This is a genomic window from Rhizobium sp. NRK18 (assembly GCF_024385575.1).
Lineage (GTDB): Bacteria > Pseudomonadota > Alphaproteobacteria > Rhizobiales > Rhizobiaceae > JANFMV01.
The window spans coordinates 1,051,129-1,068,916 of the sequence record NZ_JANFMV010000001.1 but is presented as its reverse complement, the minus strand read 5'-3'; the positions used below and the strand labels follow the sequence as shown (position 1 = coordinate 1,068,916).

The window sequence follows — 17,788 nt, the reverse complement described above, 5'->3', positions numbered from 1 at the left end:
AAAGTGGCTACCGTCAATGAAATCCCTCAGAGGTCCGAAGGTAGCGACGCAGGGTTCGAGAGGACACCCCAAACGTATCCGCAACGATTTGTGGAGGTGTCCCCGAAGAAAGCGCCCTTCTTGCCTGCATGATGTCGGCCATGCTCAATGCCCTCGGTCGTCCGAGATGCTTTCCATTCATGCGGGCGGCTTCCATGCCAGCGCGTGTCCTTTCACTGATGAGAGATCGTTCGAATTCCGCCAGGGCGGCCATCATGTGGAATATGAGCCTCCCGCCCGACGAACGCGTGTCTATGCTTTCAGTAAGTGATTGAAAGTCGACATCCCTACGCCCAAGTTCCTCCACCAGATGGATAAGGCTCGGCAGAGATCGACCCAATCGGTCGAGGCGCCAGACCACAAGTGTGCAACCACTATTCAATGCATTCAGCGCCTGCTGCAGGCCGGGCCGTGAAAACCCCGCCCCCGAAATGCCAAGATCCGAGTAGATTTTGTCACAGCCGGCTTTCCGCAAGGCAATGAGCTGCAAATCGAGATTCTGATCGTTTGTTGACACACGTGCATATCCGACCCTCATAGGCGCTACTATTCACACCTCTCGGCCTCCCCTAACTGCCAAACGCACAGAGACCGTCAAAAACAACATTCTAAAATGTGACCGGCTGCAACGCGCGATCGACGAAAAGCTCAACGATCAAATCGATTGTCGATTAAACGTAGGAACGCAGTCGGGTGGACACCTGGGTCACCTGAAGCTCGATATCACGAGCCGAACGAACCACCGCGCCGCCAAAAGGCGATACAAAGTGCGGCGTCACATGCCAAAGGTGTTCGTCGGGCGTTTCACCCGACAAGCGGCAATGGCTGCGACCAATTCCAAAGCGAGAGGAGTCTCCCCAACGATTTCGATATTAAATCCCAGGAGTTACTACACACTTAATGGTTGTGTGGCCAAAGGTTGCATAGCCGGCAAAGACTGCTCGTGAATTGACAGCCGCGCAGTTCATGGTCCGTTTGCCTGCAGAGTGGATCCGGCTACCCCATCAAGAGCTCAATCAGGTAAGTCATCCAGCACGAGCCCGACAATCGCGTTCATCGATGTCTTCCAGTGAGGGAGCCTTATGCCATGCAGTTCTTCCAGCTTTGCACAATCAAGCCGAGAATTGGCAGGCCGGCACGCGGGTGTCGGATACTCGCTTGTTGATATGGGCACAATCTCCGCGGATGGTCCGCCGGCGCCCCGCGACTGCGCGAGGATTTCCGCTGCGAACTCGGCCCAACTAGCCTGCCCTGTTCCACTCATGTGGAAGATGCCCCGCAAGCTATGGTCGCGGCTGGATAACAAGCTCCGGATAATGCAAATCACCGCATCTGCGATATCCAGAGCAGACGTTGGATTTCCGACCTGGTCCCCGACGACGGAGAGCGTTTCCCTCGTTGCCGCTATCCGCAGCATGGTCTTGAGAAAGTTGCGCCCATAGGGGCTGTAGACCCATGCGGTCCGAAGGATGACATGATCCTCGGTGGCCGCCGCCAGCGCGATCTCGCCATCCAGCTTGGTGCGACCATAGACACCGAGGGGCGCAACCGGGTCAGTTTCTACATAGGGCGAGGGTTTGCTGCCATCGAAGACATAGTCGGTCGACAGATGCACGACCGGAACACCTAGCATCGCAGCAGCCCTGCCGATTTCACCCGGCGCCAACGCGTTGACTTTCCGAGCCGTCTCGACTTCCTGCTCCGCCAGGTCGACGGCGGTATAGGCGGCGGCTGAGACAATCGCGTCGGGTTTGGCGTCGATGAGGGTTTCGACAATCGTACTCGTATCGGCGAGGTCGAGCCAGGGCCGGCCCAGCGGCACGAACTCGATATCGGCGTGCAGCGCCCCGCGCGCCACGAGCGAGCGGACGACCTGGCCTTCCAGGCCTGTCACCACCAGCCGCAACCGGCGAGCTCCGTTGTTCATTTCATGCATCGCGTCACCTCATTTCAATACGATCTTGGCGGTAAGGGGCCGGAGTTTTCAGCCAGATTATTTCGCCGACATCAGCCGCCACCGGCGGGCAATGGGTCCAGCTGGGCGAGCCCTGGATGTTGCTGGTCCTTGGCGGACAATATCGCTGTGCCTGCGACGACAGGCCAATCGATCCCCAGCGCCGGATCATTCCACAACAGGCCGCGGTCATGATCGGGGCTGTAGTAGTTGGTGACCTTGTAGCAGACGACGGCATTGTCGGTGAGTGTGCAGAATCCATGTGCGAAGCCCGGCGGCACCCACAGCAAACGCCCACTGTCTTCATCAAGCTCGACAGCGACATGTTGACCAAAGGTCGGTGAACCCTCCCGAATATCGACGGCAACGTCGAGAATGGCCCCGGCAACACAGCGCACCAGTTTTCCCTGCGCTCTTGGCTCGGTCTGATAATGCAATCCGCGAACGGTGCCACGTTCCGCAGAAAGGGACTGGTTGTCCTGGACAAAGACATGCGCGCCGGCATGTTCAGTGAAGACATCCTGCCGGAAGGCCTCCATGAAGTAGCCGCGCGCATCGCCGAAGCGCTTCGGCGTGATCAAGAGCAAGTCCTTTATTGCTAGGCGTTCGAGTTCCATTTCGTCTCCCTCTCAACATCATCGAGATTTCCATTGTCCAAGCATCGCCGGGCACAGGGCCGGGTCGACGTTTCAGAAGCGGCAAAGAAAAGTGCGTTGTAGAACGCGAATGCCGCCGCCATCGCCACGGTTCGCAGCGGATAGTCGACGGTCGAGTGCACCAGGACGACACAAATCGAGAGAAAGGACAGGCGCTGCAGAGGCGCTCCATGGACCTTCGTCAGTTGCAGGAGCACTGCGACGATATAGGCGATCACCAGAGCTGCGCCGGCGAGGCCACCCTCGAGCATGATTTCGAGAAAGTCGTTGTGCGCATGGTTTACATACGGCTGATAAATATCTTTGAGCAGCTCATAGTGAGGATAGACGAGGTCAAAAGTCCCGTATCCTGTTCCAAGCAGCAGGTTCTCACGAATGGCGCGCAGGGTGGTCAGTGCGAACAGCTGTCGGCTGAGCGTGGTTTCGGGCACATCCACGCCAATCCGAACAATGGCGCCGTAACCAAAGAGGAAAACCAAAAGCACCAACACCGACGCGCCAAGTCTGCCAAGCCTCATTCCCCTCCAGCCGATCAGAAGCGAAAGAAAGAGGACGGAGAACCCCATGAGGATGCCTGCTCTCGATCCAAGTGAAAGCAGAGCGATGAGGATGGCCACCAAAGCCGAGACGGCAAAGGTCCGCATCCCCTGAACCGATAGCCCGTAAACGGCGAGAGGAATGCTCGCACAAAACAGGGTGGCAAGATGGTTCTGGTTGGCGAAGAGCCCTGCCCCAAGGCTATGGCTCTGCGGTCCGACGATATTGCCGCATCCCTCGCTGGAGTAGTTAAGGAGAACCACTAGAATATTGACGATGACGCCAGCGGAATAGAACAGCATCATCCTGCCAAGCTCTTCGCGCCCGAGGCGACGCAAGGCGACGAACATCGCAATCTCGCAGAGTACCGTGATCACAGCCAAGATCGTCCGCGGGACCGAGAGGCTGACGCTGCTCCATTCAAAGGCACGACCTGTCGAGGGATCAAATGGCAAGAAGACCGACGGTCTTGCAAATGCCAACCAGGTTACTGGCACCGGCAACAGTTGCACCAGGGCCGAGCAAAGCAGCAGGCTGAATATGAGCTTGCACCATCTGGACGACGGCGTATTCCAGTGGCGCCCTATCGCGTAGGCCGAAACGCAGACCATTGCCACAAGCAGGAGCAAGTCGACTGTAAGTCCCCTTGCCGTTCCCCCGCCCAGCAGCAGGCAAAGAAGGAGGACGAACCCCAACAGGATGCGACTTTGCCGGTCCCCCACCATCACGATCCCCGCACCACGGCGACAGTGTCGAAGGCAATCCAGCCGCGATACGTCTCATTCCAATTTTCCGCCACCGCCTTCGTCGACAGGTCGAGGATCTGGAATGGGCATTCTCCGGACGGGACTGTCAGGTCGGCGGCGAAGCCGTCACTGTAGCTGCCATCGGGCATGGCCAGTTCGACCAGCACCCGGTTGGAATTGCCGCAGCGAACCCGCCAGGAAAGACCCTTGGGCAAGGCAACCTCATTGGCACGCACCTGCAGTCTCAGGCTGTAGCGGGCCGGCGGCAGAAGCAAATATTGCCGAACCTTGAGATTGCGGACGGGCGCATGCTGAAACGTCAGCGTCAAGCCTTGTTTAGCGCCGCTGCCTGCCGCACCCGGATAAGAAAAGACCACGCCAGGATGATCGCGAATCTGCCAGTCGAAGGGGCGTCCGCTCGGCTTCAGCCGAAATTGCCCGTCATAGACATGACCGACCATCGGCTGCTCTTCCGGTGACAGTGTCATCAGGAAGGTCCGATAGGCCACCTCATACCGTCCGGCATTGATGAGCCCATTCAGGACGTTCGAAATTTCGCCGGTCTTGAGCGGCGCAGGCTCGCCAACGAGATCTTCAATGAGCTTGGCCGAATACGCCAGCGTCTGCCCGTTTCCGGCAAGCCGGCTGAGCAGCGTCGTCCGCCACGGTGGGGATGCCTCCAGTCGCCTGAGCAGTGTTTCGTACTGTTGTGGTCCGGCAAAGACCTGCGGAATCAAAGGGGCGTAGACTGAAATCTGCTCCGGCCAGCGGCGAAACAACGCGTCGAACCGCTCCAGCGCTTCGGCGTAGTCTCCTCTCTCGATCGCAACACGCAAAACCCATTGCAGGGCGTGGCGTTCAGTGCGGGCGAGGCTGAGTGACCTTCCAAAGGCCATCGACGCATGGTCGGACGCCCCCTTTTGCCGCTCCGCCTCGCCGATGATGCTGTAAAGGCGTGCGTCGCCCGCATTGAAGGGAAGCAATGCTCGTGTGCGCCGCTCGATATCCTCCAATTGCTCCGGCGTGGCCGCTCCTGCAAAGCTCTGCATGGACATGGTGAGCAAGGCCTCGACATTGATCGGAAACAGATCAAGAGAAAGCTCGGGAGATCGTGTCTCGAAATGCCGACTTAACCCGATGATGCCAGCCAACGAAACGGCCACGAGCACCATGAGCCACAGAATCAAAGGTCCATTTCGAGACATGCGCGATCCCCTCGCCCTCGGCTTCAGCCAAGCGGGGGCTGAGCTCAGCGTGTTCATAGTAATAATGACGAGCGTATGAATATCCGTAGTCGAACTTCTGAGTTTGGAACATTGTCATGGCAACACCGACAACATTTGCCCCGACAGACTGCAATCTCCTCAAGGAAACACTGGCGGATTTCCGGGAAACACCATTGCTTGACACGATCAACAGGGTTCCATCAGCCAATTGGCTGAGGATAGGGACATCGGCCAGACCGATCACCGGCGGCGCATCGATGATGACGATGTCGTAGTATTTCTTGAGGCTGGAAACGATCAGCCCCATCCGGGCGGACGACAGCAGGTCCGCCGGATTGGGCGGAACAGTGCCGGCAGACATCAGGAACACATTGGCATCCTTTTGACGCCGAACGAGCCCCGACACATCCTCTCGGCGGACCGAGTTCATCAGTATATTGCTGAGCCCGATCGCATTGTCCTCATTGAACTTCCTGTGGATGCTTGGCTTGCGCATGTCGGCATCGACGATCAACACTTTCAGGCCAAGGGAAGCGAAGTCTCTCGCCAGCTTGACCACCGTGGTCGATTTGCCCTCCGACGGCTCCGCGCTTGTCACAAGCAGTGTGCGAGGCGCTCCGTCAGGAGCCGCAAATTGAAGGGACGTTCGAAGCGAGCGATAACTCTCAGACAGTCCCGACTTGGGGTTTGCCAGCTGCTGCTCGAGCTGGTCTGCATGCACGAGCGGGAGAATGCCGAGGACCGGCAGACCCAGCTCGCCTTCCACCTGATCGGGGTTGCTGAACGTGTTGTTGACCAGTTCCAGGATGTAGATCAACGCCGCCGTCACGCCGAGCGAAAGCAGCAAGCCGACGGCAAGATTGATCGGTAGCTTCGGCGAATATGGTTCAACGGGCGCGACCGCCAGATCGACGATCGCAGCGTTCTGCATCTTGAGTTCGGAACCGACGGCAACCTCGTTGAGCTTGCCGATCAGGCTGTCATACTGCGTCCGATTGGAATCCACCTCACGCTTCAAAATGGTGTACTGGATGTTCTTGTCCTGATAGGCGGACTGGTCGGCCTCGAGTTCGGTCAGCTTGCGCCGGAGATCGGCAACCTTGGCAATGGTTTCCTGCTGCTTGAGCCTGATCGCACCGGTGATGGCGTCGATCCCGAGATTGAGCTGCTTCTCCACCTCCTGTATCTGCGACTGCAATTGCCGCATCTCCGGAAAGTCGGGCTTGAAAAGATATTGCTTTTCGCGATAGTCGCCCTTCAGTTCGGCCAGCCTCCCACGCAACTTTTCGAGCGCCTCGCTCTGCATGACCTGCTCGAGGCTGCCCCCCTGGCCTGCGTCGATCTGCTTGACAAGCCGTTCGTAATCCAGGTTTTCCTGGATCGCCGAAGACAAGGCCTTGTTGATTTCGGCCATATTGGAGCCGATGAGGGACAGGTCATTTCCGGTCACGGTGATCCCGGCCTTCTTGGCGTATTCCACCAATGCCTTTTCCGAGTCCTGTAGTTTCTCCTTCACCTGCCGGACCTGCTCACGGATGAACTCCCCGGCCTGCATGGACGTCTTGCTGCTCTGATCGATCCGCTGATCGATGAAGCTCTGCGCCACCTGGTTTGCGATCTCCCGCGCATATTGCGGGTTCTGATCACGATAGATGATCGTCAGGAGACTGGTGTTGGGAACCAGGTTGACCTGCAGGTTCGACATAACGCGAGCGACAGCAATTCGCACCAATGCATCCTGCGGCAGATCTGGTCTGCTTGATGAATGATCTCCCTGAAGAGCGTGCGCGAAAAGATTGGCGAGAGAGAAGTTCCTTCGCGGGAACAGAAAGTCCGGCCGTTCGGTAAGGTTCAGTGCGAAAACAACGCGCTGCGCCAACGCACGACTGAGAAGCTTTTCGCGCGCGGTCTGGAAAGCACGCATGTCGCTGCTTTCGGTCGTCACCTCGATGTCTTCGATGACGCGTGCCGACGGCAAGACCACCTCAAGCTTCGCAGCCGCCTGATACTTGGGCGTCTGCATGAACGTGACGAGGGTCGCCAGCACAAGGCCCGCAGCGATAACAGCCGCCGCAAGCCAGCGGTACTTCAAAGCTCGAAGGAACAGGCCGACAGCATCAATGCCCTCCAACCCCCTCCTCTGGGAAAAGTGAAACTGTTCCTGCCCGCCGAAAAAGCCTCCATAATAGCCATCCGATGCAATGCTCGTGGCATGGGGAGCACGCCCCATAGGCAGCTTCTGACTGTAATCTCGCATCTTTTGACTTCCGACTGATTGCTACAATTCAACGACCGGCCTCACGGCAGGACTGAAATACCGGTGGCCACCCGAGCCGAAAGGCCCAGGGCTTCCTTCAGATTGTTGATGGCCACGCGGCTGCGCGAGGTGAAGACGACGACGACATCACCGCCGTAGATCTGGGGATTGGGCATCCGTCCGTCGCGGATGTCGGCGACATTGTAATTTGCCACCAGCTTCCTCTCGCCTACGGTACGGTAGACGTAGACCTTCCTCGGATCGGCAAGGTCGCGGAACCCTCCCGCGAGCGCCAATGCGTCCAGCAAAGAGGTATTGTAGGACACGGGAAACAGCCCCGGCTTCGCCACTTCGCCATCGATCGTCACTCGCTGGCCCACCGAATCCTTGAGAAACACAGACACCTGCGGATTCTGAATATAGCGAGCCCCGTAAAGGCGCTTGATTTCCGCTTCGAGGCCCCGAAGCGTCTTGCCGCCCGCCGTCAGCGTCCCGATCAAAGGAAGCGATATGAGCCCCCTGGCATCAACCTGCACCGTGCGGTTCAGGTCGCTCGCCTGAAAAATCTCGATTGTCAGAACATCTCCCGGCAAAAGGGACTGCTCCAGACCGCCGGCGCTGTTCAAGGGAGGCGGCAAAGCGGCGACGCGGCTGAGATCGCCTGTCGCCTCGCCTGCGTGGGACGAGATCGGCTCCTGGAAGGTTCCTGCACCGCCACAGGCAGCCAGCAGGCAAGGCAGGAGACCGATCACTGCCACTCGTAAAACATTCATGAAATTCTGCACCTCAGTGTCCCGCACGAAAAAAGACGTTCAAAGTGGCGTAAATGTCCTGATGCCAGCCGACCCGGCTTGATCGCCGGCTACGACGCGGGGTGATGCTTGGCAGATTGCCGTCGGCAAGCATGATCGCCGGACGCCTCTCGAACATGTTTTCAGCCATTTCGGCACCCCAGCGCTCCGCCACCAGCCGCATGGCCGTCGAAAGCCTGGGAGTGCGCACGCGCACGCCATGCGCATCGCTGGCAAAGATGCTGCCCATTCCATCTTCTATGATGCGACCGGTGAACTCTTCCGCTTCCTGCCCAAAGTGACCAAGAAGGGATCCAGCTGTCAGTTGCAGCGGGCACCCGAGCTGGTGAAGACGCCGCACCACGTCATAGCGCCTTCTGATCCAGCCCAATCTCTCCGGATGCGTGATGACCGGGATGTATCCAGCCTGCAGCAGGCGCCGGGCAAACTCCTCCAGAAAGGGAGCAAACACCTGGTGCGGCGGTTCCAGCAGGAAATAGCGGCTACCATTCAGCGTGGGGATTTCGCCACGCCGGAGGCGAAGCGGCAAATCGTAAATAACGTGCACATCCGCTCCCTGCACCAGCGTCAGAGGGATGCCGCGCTCATCGAGATGCCCCTGCAGCGCCTTCATCGCCGGCAGAACTGTTGTCGTCGAGTTCGGATAGCGCCCCTGAATGATATGCGGCGTGCAGGCCATGTGCGTGACGCCGTCTTCCACCGCCATGCGGGCCATTTCGATGGAAGTCTCCAGCGTGTCGGCACCATCGTCCAGTGCAGGCAATATGTGTGAATGAAGATCGATCATGAGAAAACTGGCATCCCGGCTGCCCTCTGGTGCCGCGGTGGCGAATGCGACGAATCTCCGCCCCGTCGAACGCGTGCGCAAAAGGCCCACCCCTCGGCGGTCAAAACGGTTAGCGACTGACGCTGTCTCCGCTACGCGCAACGGAAATGCTGATACCGCCGAGGGCCAGCCCTCCCATGTAGGCAAACGGCACAACCTTCATGGCAGTTAAGCCAGACGCGGCGACACCGTTTCCGTTGACACCAGTTCCGTCGACACCAGTCGCGACGTAAGGGCACCAGTTGCCCGACGTACCTTTCCATTCAAGCGACTGACCAGCCGCTACCGAAAGCCGGCATCCCTGGCCGAATCCGATGACAGTCGATGACCGTGCCCCAACAAGAATGCGTGCCGGCGCTTTGAACCGCACTCCGCCTTTTGCCGGCGAGAACCCGGCGTCACCGGACAGGTAAACCATGCCCTTAGCCGCGAGTACCTGCGCGCTCGTCGCCAGACTGCAGCCACAAACAATTCCTTCCTGCGCCTGCACCTGGGGAATCCAGGATGTGCCGAGAACAAGGCTCAATGTCACTCGAAGAAAAAGTCTTTTCAATTTTGCCCCCTTGTTTTTCAAAAACACAATAACAACTAATAATATCGTAAAAAACTCAATGTCAATCACCTATTTAAATATAATCTACAATCATTATTGACAATAATAACCACTTTTCCCTCTTATACGGAAGAGGAATTATCAAAATACAATACTTTTGTCGTTTAATTTATTAAGGCGGCTTTGTAAATTCGTCAGAAAATACAGAAAGATACTTACAGCCAATCTGACTCCAGCTGTAGCGACGCACAGCTATGTCACGGAGACTATTCCCAAGCTCCCTGGGCAAACGGTCGCTGATAATCCGGGTCAGCGTCACCGCAGTATCGAAATAGATTGCCTGATTTTCCGTGGTGTTTCGGTTGTAGACGCAGTCGAAAGCGATCACCGGAGCACCAAAGTGCATCATTTCCACCAATGCCGGATTGGTTCCCCCGGCAGAGTGACCATGGACATAAACTGAAGCACCCGCGCGCAGCTGATAGAGAATCGCTTGTTCATAGATCGGGTCCAGCAGATGGATGCCGACGGTCTCGCGATAAAGCTCCTTCAGGCGCAGGCCATACTCGCTTTGCTCCCAGTTGCCGACGAAGACCAACGGCCTTCCGGCGGCGGCAAAGCCTTCCAGGATCATAGCCACATTATTTTCCGGTTCGATCCGGCAAAGGGCCAACGCGTAGTCCTTTGGCAGCTTCGGGAGTCGCGCCTCATCCGGCAACGGATCGGCACAGGCCACCGCGTGATCACCGCCATAGGCGATAACCGTCGCATCAATGCCGTAGAATTCCCGCAGGTAGTCGGCGATCCCGTCATTGTCTGCGATGACCTGATGGGAAAAGCGAACCGCCAGCCATTCTGAGAACCTCAGGAACAGGCGCGCAGGTCGCTTCCATTTCCCACGCCGCCATTCGATGCCGTCGACATTGGTCACGATCCGCATCCGGGAGAAAAGGCGGAGGAACGGCAGTATCCACGCTCCCGACACACCCAGAAGCAGGGCCACATCGTTACCTCGCCTCGCGCAGTCGAGCAAAGTGACGGCATCATAAAATATGCTCTGCAGACCGTTGGCCTTGAGGCGCGAATATCGCAACTTTGCATCGAGAAATGCGGGAGCGCGCTCCGGATAGGCCGGTGCACTGCAATAGACCGTCAACTGAGCCTGCCAGCCGCAGGTCTGATGCTGGCGGACAAGGTTCTCTGCCAAGGTCTCGAAGCCACCATAGCGGCCCGGCACGCCGACCGTTCCCAGAATAGCGAGTTTCATGCGGCAGCACCCCGCTCTTTGAGTTGACGAACATGGTTTCGCAGCGCGTTGGCAAACGCATCCTGGCTGAAGGTGTTGGCCTTGCTTCGGGCGGCCAGTGACATCGACGAGCAAAGCTCCGGCGAATCTGCCAGCCTTCGAATCGCCGCAGCCACTGCCGCCTCTTCCCGTGAATCGATCAGCAGCCCGTCGACGCCGTCGCTCACGAGTTCTGAAGGGCCACCAATGGGAGGAGCGATAACCGGTATGCCGAAGCTCATGGCTTCGACGAGCGTGAGCCCGAAGGTTTCGATCCACTGATCGACACGAGACAGGTTCACCACCAGGTCTGCAGAGGCGTAGAAGCGTGACGGATCGTCGGTCTGGGCGTATACCCGGACATTGCCAGGCCTTCGGTATCGTTCGAGATAGAGGCCGATTTCCTCCGCCTCGGCGTTTAGCACCAGCGTGAACACGATGTTTGTCTGGTCATAGAGAGCACGCGCCACCTTCAGGAACTCCGGCACGCCTTTGAAGTCGCGTGGCGAGGCCAGCATCAGCACTTCGAAAGATCCGCTGCGTCGCGGACGATAGGGCTGCGTCATGCCTTGGCGCTGCAAGGACGGTGAAACCGGATTGGCGAGTACGATGGAGCGTTTTCGGTCGATCGGCAGACGCTTCAAATGATCATGGGAGACGTAAATCAGAATGTCGGCCGTGCGGGCGGCAACCTTCGTCAGGAACCACCGCAACGGCGCCGGAGAGATGGAGACCTCGTGGACGTGGCAAACGACATTTCGCCCGTTGCGCTTGGCCCAAAGCGCCGCACCGAAGGGCAGGAGCGTGTTCACATAGATGACAGCGTCGTGCGGAATGGCACGTTGCCGGCTCAGCTTGATGTAGAGATGAATCTGACTGGCGATCAACGCGAACAGCGTTCCCAGCCGGAACCGGCTGCGACGATACCAATAGCGCTGTTTCTTGACGGCAGTCCCCTCGAGAAGCCCACGCCCCATGGAGCCGACGTAGAGTAGGCCAGGATCGTCCTCGCCACGGAGCGCTTCAATGGCGCTCTGGAGGACACGCGGGCTGCCGGAATTGTCATTGAGGAGATGGAAGAACACAATCACGACGACGCCTCCTTCAAGGTCCGTCTGGCGGCTGCGCCATAGTGGTCGACGACCCGATCAACAATGGCGCGCGCCGCCAGTTCAGGCGGGCCTTCATTTTCGACCTGGATCATCCAGCCACGCCGCACGAGGTCGCCGTAGCGGCGATTGAGATCGCTGATCTGCTCGACAGAGAGTTCCTGCTTGCGCCTGCGGGCCACCTCAGGGGCGACGCGAATGAAGAAAGAAAAGCGCGGCAATGGCAGTACGCGTCCCACTGCCCGAAGGCACCAGTCAGGCAACCTAATTCGGCTGCGACCGGGATCGCAGATCATGTCGTGATAATACCGGTCGAAAAGAACGATCCTGCGGTCCTTCAATGCCGGGTGCACCAGCCGGATGTAGCCGACGAGGTAATCCATGGCGTAATAGCCAAGCCGCACAAGCGAGCCGGCGAAGCCGGAAGGAGCCGCACGATGGGGCTGCGCATAGTCGACGTCGACCTTGTCCAGGGCGCCCCCGGCCTTGGCCATCTCGGCGATGCGCGGCAGTACCGTAGGGCGGAAATGATGGTATCGGACCCCGTTTTCGCCATAGAGCTGGCGCAGTTCGGCGAGTGCCAGGTCGATCACCGTCGTCTTTCCGGAGCCATCGGGGCCGCTGACCGAAAGCAATAGACCGTGCGGGCGCACGCGATTGCGAATGCGCTGCCAGAGAAACCTGGCCATCAGAGTCAGCCTGCCCGCCCGTTGCCTCCGCGACAGTGCCAGCCAAAGGCCGAGCCGCTTGAAAGGCGTCAGGGGTTCAAGCGCAGATGCGGCATCCGTTGCCATTGCCCTGATCAGCCGCTCAGCTTCCTGGCGACCGAGGAGCGATACGAGATACCCCTCAAGACCTTGCTGATGACCGCGGACGATCCGACCGAAGCGCGCATCGTATTTCGGATGAACCGGCTTGCCGACGACCAGGTGAAAGAGAAACTTGTCCAGCAGGAGCACCATCTCGGACACAACCGGAATGCCGTTGTGGAAGCGAAGGTCCGTGAGCATGTCGCCGGCCGACAAGAGCTCGATCGCGAGCGCCTGGCTTGACGTGAAGAAGTCGATCTTCAGATCGAACATGCCCTCGCTGAGACGCCGCATCAGCGTGATCTGAGTCATGCGTTCGTCGGCATAGTGATTGGCGAAACGGAGATCGAAATCCTTCGCCAGTTTGACAACGATGTCGATTGCCTTACGCAGGTGCTCCGGTCGGACGACGATATCGATATCTCTCGCACCGACGCTGAACGGCAAATGCTCATGATTGCGCAGAACCGCATAAGCGATCGCACCACCGGAAAGGTCAGAGAACAGCCGGGCGAGCACGCTGTGTTCCAGCGTGTCGGAGCTCTTAGTCGGAGTGACCATGAGTGTCATCTAAACACCGATTGCGTTTTGAGTTTCTGGCGAATGAGCTTTGGCGAAACGGCTGCCGTCAGAAGCAGATAGAGGCCCAGCTTGAGATAATGGCGGGAGGCAAAGGAGAAGCCGGCAGCCTTGTAGAAAGCGGCTGCCTTGTCCGAACGCCAGTCGTTGAGCCGTTCCCGAAGGGTGCGCGACGCGATGAATTCAGCGAGACTGCGCTCAGCTCGCCCGTTGCGGCGGCGGATCATGCAGTCCTTGATCCAGCGCATCTTGAGCTGCATCAGCTTGAGGTTTTTCGTGGACAGCGAACCCGGCGGCTTGCGATAGCGGAAGAGCACGTCCGGTATCGTCAGGAAATAGCGACCTTCGGCGCCCAGATCGGCCATCCGGCACCACAGGTCGAGATCCTCTGCAAAATCTTCATAACGGATGCCCTTCGCGTTCGACAGCAAGGACTGCCGATAGCCACCCACCGCAAGCGCATCCTGCCGCCGAAAAAGAGTGGCGGGAGACATGAACATCAGCTTGCTCTGACGATACATGAGCAAAGCCGCCGCTTGGTCCTGGGGGCCGACCCGCTGGCGGCCGATGTTGCTGTTCGCTCCTGAACCACTGAAATAATGGGCATGACTTCCCACGCCCAAGATTGACGGATCCTGCACCAGCACCCTTCCCTGCTTTTCGAGCAGAGCAGGATCGGCGAAATCGTCGGCATCGAGAAACATCACTGCCTCGGTGGCCGCCTCGGTCAGTCCCAATTGTCGGCAATAGGCCGTGCCGCGATTGGCTGCGTTGCGGATGAGGCGGATACGGTCGTTCTCGGCAGCGAACCGCGACACGAGATCTACGGAACCATCGCGGGAGCCGTCGTCGATCACCAGGATCGCCGCTGGCAACCACGTCTGCTCCAGAAGCGACTGCAACGTCTCGCCGATCGTGGGTGCCGCATTGAAGCAACACACAATGACGGTGATGGCCGGAAGCCGTGGGTTGAGGGCTGAATCGGTCATGGGCAGGTGTTCCCGACAAGGAGGTATTGGGAAGCCATGGCGCTGGCGAGCGCGTCATAGGTATGGCGCTGGCGAGCGATCCGCTGCGCGTTTGCGGCAAGAGACTGTCTGCGACCTTCGTCGACGGCCAGAGTATCGATGGCATTCGCGAGATCCGCGACGGGATCGCGATCCCTCTTCAGAGCAACGGTAATGCCGGCCTCCTGCCCCGTCGCGCGTCCTGTCGCGTCGCCTTCCAGGCAAATCACGGGAAGGCCCGTCAACATGGCCTGCAGCACAACTGTCGCCAGTCCGTGATGGAAGGACGGATAGAGAAAGAGATCGCTCTCCTGCATCAGTTCGGTCAGCCTCTGCATCGGCACCTGGCCATGCATGGTGACGCGGTTGCCCTGGGGATGCTCCGCTACGATCGCCTCCATCCGTCGCCGCAGCGGACCGTCGCCGACGATCGTCAGCAATGAGGATGGCTCGCGTTCGAAGAACAGCAGAGCGGCGTCGAGCGCCAGCAGCGCACCCTTCCAATCCTTCAGTTCGCCCGCGTACAACAGCCGGAGCGCCCCCTTGCGGGCGACCTCCGTCTTGGGCCGCGCCAATTGCGCGGTATTCTCGATCGCGGTCTGCGTGAACGGCATCAGCTTTGCGGCAAGCCGGTTCGGCATCGTCTCCGGCGTATGGCTCAGGACGAGGCGTGCGCGCCTGCCTGTCAGCCGAACAAGTGGATCGCCGTGACGCATAAGAGCCCGAACGAAGGCGCGAACGCGATCCTTCAGGCGGGAGGTCAGGCTGAGCTTGTCGAGAATGACGCGATGGGTGTCCTCACTCCCGACCGGGCCCCAGAGCAAGGGCGCCTTGCAGAGCGCCAATCCGGCTGGCATCCAGTCCATGCCGCCCGTCAGATGGTGGCAAAGATCGAACCGCTGCTTGCGCATCAAGCGGCGTGCAAACAGTCCGGAGCCGATTTGCCAAAGGTAATAATAGAGAAAGAACAGGCGCTTGCCGCGCTTGTAGAAGCGGAAGACCCAGGGCAGATCGAAATAGACGAAGTGAAGCCGGTCCGGCTTCGGCTCCTGGCGAAAAGCTGCCTCGTGGACAGCACGCAGATTTGCCCGGGTGATTACCCATACGTCATGATCAGCCGCCAGTCGTCGCACCATGCGCCAGCCGATTTCACCTTCGCCGCCCCTTCCGGTTTCGCAGGCATACGCCGAGATCAACACCTTCATGGCAACAACCTCCCCGAGAAGGTCCGCAACGAAGAAGCGGGTGGCTGGCTGAAATGATGGACGGCCCGCAAGAGGACGAGGCTGTACCAGAAGACCTGGCTGTTCCATGCCGAATTGGACAGGACGGCGCACCACAGAAGGATCAGCGGCAAGGTATCCCGGTTCAGAAACCGAAAGAGGTAGGCGTGGCAGAACAAGGCTGTCCCCACCAGTCCGGAGATCATGACGTAGCCTGGAATAAAGCCCGCCACGGCCACGTCCTTGGCAACGCCGATCAGGTGCCCCTGGACGTAATAGGTGATGGCGTCATAGCCGCCGCCGAACCAGACCGAGAGATCGCCGATACGTGCTGTTTGAAGAAAGAGGATCAGCGGCATGACACGCAACGCGCCGCTGTGATCGGCCTGCACCATTGCCATGATATCCAGGCTCGGCAGGGCCGTCATGAAGGCCACCAGACGATGGATCGATTCCAGCTCCACCGTCTGCAGAAACGGCCACGAGAGCGCCAAAAGCCCGAATCCGGTGACAATCCAGCGCAGCCGAAGCGACATGACGATGGTCAGCGGAAGGATAGCAATCGCAAGCGAGCTTCCCGTCAGCAACACGGAGACTGAAAAGGCCATAATGACGAGGCGGTTCTGGCGCCACGTGACAGCCAGGCTCGGGACTGGACCGCCTCGACGTTGAAGAATGAGATAGGAAAGCAGCGTGAATGCCAGAATGCGAGCAGCATGGGACGGCTCTACCGCCAGGGAGTTGTAGCTCCACGACCCCTTGGACAGAATGTGATTGGGAACGGGCAGCCCGACGTGAGAGCAGATCATCTGCAGAACCGAGACGATGGCATAGGCAAAAATGATCTGGCGCAGCAGTCTCAGAAGCCGTTGCCGCGTCACGGCCGCCGTATAGAGCGTTCCGCAGAAGGCCACATAGGAAAGCACGAACATTCCCGTATATCCGAGACTGGAAACGTTGCGGGTTCCCCCATTCACCAGTTCGGCGACGAGCAGATAGATCATGGCGATGGAGGACCAGACGAGGTCCTTGCCCATCGGCAATTGAAGCAGCACAATGATCGGTGCGGCCAGAGCGGCAACCAATATGACCATCACGTTGCGCTGGTCGCCGAGCACAAAGGGGGACAAGGCCGTACCGAAAACAACCAGAATGGTACACGCCGTGGCCCATTGGCGCGCAAGGCGCTGCCTCTCGCGCATGATCTGATATTCAAAACCGAACGGGTTCAGTGAAGGGCTATGGGCGCGGGTCATCGATGCCCCCCGATCCAGCGTCTTGCCCAGGTCAGGGCGACGACGACCTCGTGGGAAAGTGCAAGTGCCGCCAATCGCGCCGGTCCGTATCCCAGGTAGCGGGCGTTGTAGTACTGACGGCTGCGGCTCCAGAGCCTCTGCCTGCGCACAGGATCCCCCTTGGCAGTCGAACGGTGCGCATGAAGCGCCTCCAGCATCGGCACATAGACGGATCTCATGCCTGCCGTCCGGACCTGGGCGGCGAGAATGGCCTCCTCGCAATAGAGAAAGACGTTCCTGTCGAAGTAACCGATGCCTTCCAGGAACGTGCTGCGTACCAGAAAGCAGCAACCGCTCAGCTTGAAGACACCCCCGTCATGACGACCAGGCTTTGACGGAGACCGGCGAGGAGAGACGGCCGCCACAAGCATCCTCAGCGGAGCGAGAAGTTCCTGAACGAATCCTGGCTCGAACATCGGATTTTCGTTCTGTCCGGAGAGGTTGATGATGGCGGAACCCGCGACAGCATTGCCGTCGTCTCGAAGCAATGCATCCGCGAGACGGCTCAGGTAATCCGATCGGGAAATCCGCACATCCGGATTGACGATCAGAACAGCCGCGCATCCGAGATCTGTGGCGATCCGTGCACCGATATTGTTGCCTGCCGAATAACCATCGTTCGAGCTGTTCGAGACGAACAGACCGTCGCCGGCTCGATAATCAGAGGGAATTGGCTGGCCGGCATCCAGGAACCCCGCGGCCGGCAAGGCCGCAAGAAAAGCATTCCGCATTCGTTGCAAGCGTTCCGCACTGGACGCGTTGTCGACGACGACGATATCCAGCAGCACATCGCGCTGCGCGAGCAGCCCCTTCAGCGCTTCGGGAAGATCATTGTCGCTATTGTAGGTCAGGATCACGGCGCCAAGTCTTCGCAT

Annotated in this window: 16 protein-coding genes; all 16 read right to left on the bottom strand. The window is 58.9% G+C overall.

Features of this window, described 5'->3' with window-relative positions:
- Positions 1-13 precede the first annotated feature (13 nt).
- Positions 14-577: a recombinase family protein gene (locus NN662_RS04905; RefSeq protein ID WP_261929186.1), complete on the bottom strand. Its 564-nt coding sequence runs from the start codon at positions 575-577 to the stop codon at positions 14-16.
- A 474-nt stretch (positions 578-1,051) separates the two neighbouring features.
- Positions 1,052-1,975 (bottom strand): dTDP-4-dehydrorhamnose reductase, encoded by a 924-nt coding sequence (gene rfbD, locus NN662_RS04900; protein WP_261929185.1) that lies wholly within the window; start codon positions 1,973-1,975, stop codon positions 1,052-1,054.
- A gap of 71 nt (positions 1,976-2,046) precedes the next feature.
- Positions 2,047-2,610, bottom strand: a complete 564-nt coding sequence (gene rfbC, locus NN662_RS04895; RefSeq protein ID WP_261929184.1) for a dTDP-4-dehydrorhamnose 3,5-epimerase — start codon at positions 2,608-2,610, stop codon at positions 2,047-2,049.
- Entirely contained in the window at positions 2,592-3,911 is a 1,320-nt protein-coding gene (locus NN662_RS04890) for an O-antigen ligase family protein (RefSeq protein WP_261931862.1), read from the bottom strand. The genes rfbC and NN662_RS04890 overlap by 19 nt, the downstream gene beginning before the upstream one ends.
- On the bottom strand, positions 3,911-5,104 hold the full coding sequence (locus NN662_RS04885) for a tetratricopeptide repeat protein (RefSeq protein ID WP_261929183.1): 1,194 nt from the start codon (positions 5,102-5,104) through the stop codon (positions 3,911-3,913). Before NN662_RS04885 ends, NN662_RS04890 begins: the two co-directional genes overlap by 1 nt.
- Positions 5,022-7,415, bottom strand: coding sequence for a GumC family protein (locus NN662_RS04880; RefSeq protein WP_261929182.1), 2,394 nt, complete (start codon positions 7,413-7,415; stop codon positions 5,022-5,024). Before NN662_RS04880 ends, NN662_RS04885 begins: the two co-directional genes overlap by 83 nt.
- A 41-nt stretch (positions 7,416-7,456) precedes the next feature.
- Positions 7,457-8,200: a polysaccharide biosynthesis/export family protein gene (locus tag NN662_RS04875; protein ID WP_261929181.1), complete on the bottom strand. Its 744-nt coding sequence runs from the start codon at positions 8,198-8,200 to the stop codon at positions 7,457-7,459.
- Position 8,201: 1 nt separating this feature from the next.
- Positions 8,202-9,014, bottom strand: coding sequence for a tyrosine-protein phosphatase (locus tag NN662_RS04870; protein ID WP_261929180.1), 813 nt, complete (start codon positions 9,012-9,014; stop codon positions 8,202-8,204).
- Positions 9,015-9,123: 109 nt separating this feature from the next.
- Complete coding sequence (locus NN662_RS04865; protein WP_261929179.1) at positions 9,124-9,675, bottom strand: hypothetical protein; 552 nt, start codon at positions 9,673-9,675, stop codon at positions 9,124-9,126.
- Between the two features lie 103 nt (positions 9,676-9,778).
- Entirely contained in the window at positions 9,779-10,873 is a 1,095-nt protein-coding gene (locus NN662_RS04860; protein ID WP_261929178.1) for a DUF1972 domain-containing protein, read from the bottom strand.
- Positions 10,870-11,982 carry a glycosyltransferase family 4 protein gene (locus tag NN662_RS04855; RefSeq protein WP_261929177.1) on the bottom strand — a complete coding sequence of 371 codons (1,113 nt, stop codon included), beginning with the start codon at positions 11,980-11,982 and terminating at the stop codon, positions 10,870-10,872. The genes NN662_RS04860 and NN662_RS04855 overlap by 4 nt, the downstream gene beginning before the upstream one ends.
- A complete protein-coding gene (locus tag NN662_RS04850) occupies positions 11,979-13,370 on the bottom strand; it encodes a hypothetical protein (RefSeq protein WP_261929176.1) in 1,392 nt (463 codons plus the stop codon). Before NN662_RS04850 ends, NN662_RS04855 begins: the two co-directional genes overlap by 4 nt.
- A gap of 5 nt (positions 13,371-13,375) precedes the next feature.
- Positions 13,376-14,377: a glycosyltransferase family 2 protein gene (locus NN662_RS04845; protein ID WP_261929175.1), complete on the bottom strand. Its 1,002-nt coding sequence runs from the start codon at positions 14,375-14,377 to the stop codon at positions 13,376-13,378.
- Entirely contained in the window at positions 14,374-15,600 is a 1,227-nt protein-coding gene (locus NN662_RS04840) for a glycosyltransferase family 4 protein (RefSeq protein ID WP_261929174.1), read from the bottom strand. Before NN662_RS04840 ends, NN662_RS04845 begins: the two co-directional genes overlap by 4 nt.
- Positions 15,597-16,874: a hypothetical protein gene (locus tag NN662_RS04835; protein WP_261929173.1), complete on the bottom strand. Its 1,278-nt coding sequence runs from the start codon at positions 16,872-16,874 to the stop codon at positions 15,597-15,599. Before NN662_RS04835 ends, NN662_RS04840 begins: the two co-directional genes overlap by 4 nt.
- Positions 16,871-17,770, bottom strand: coding sequence for a glycosyltransferase family 2 protein (locus tag NN662_RS04830; RefSeq protein ID WP_261929172.1), 900 nt, complete (start codon positions 17,768-17,770; stop codon positions 16,871-16,873). The genes NN662_RS04835 and NN662_RS04830 overlap by 4 nt, the downstream gene beginning before the upstream one ends.
- Positions 17,771-17,788 lie beyond the last annotated feature (18 nt).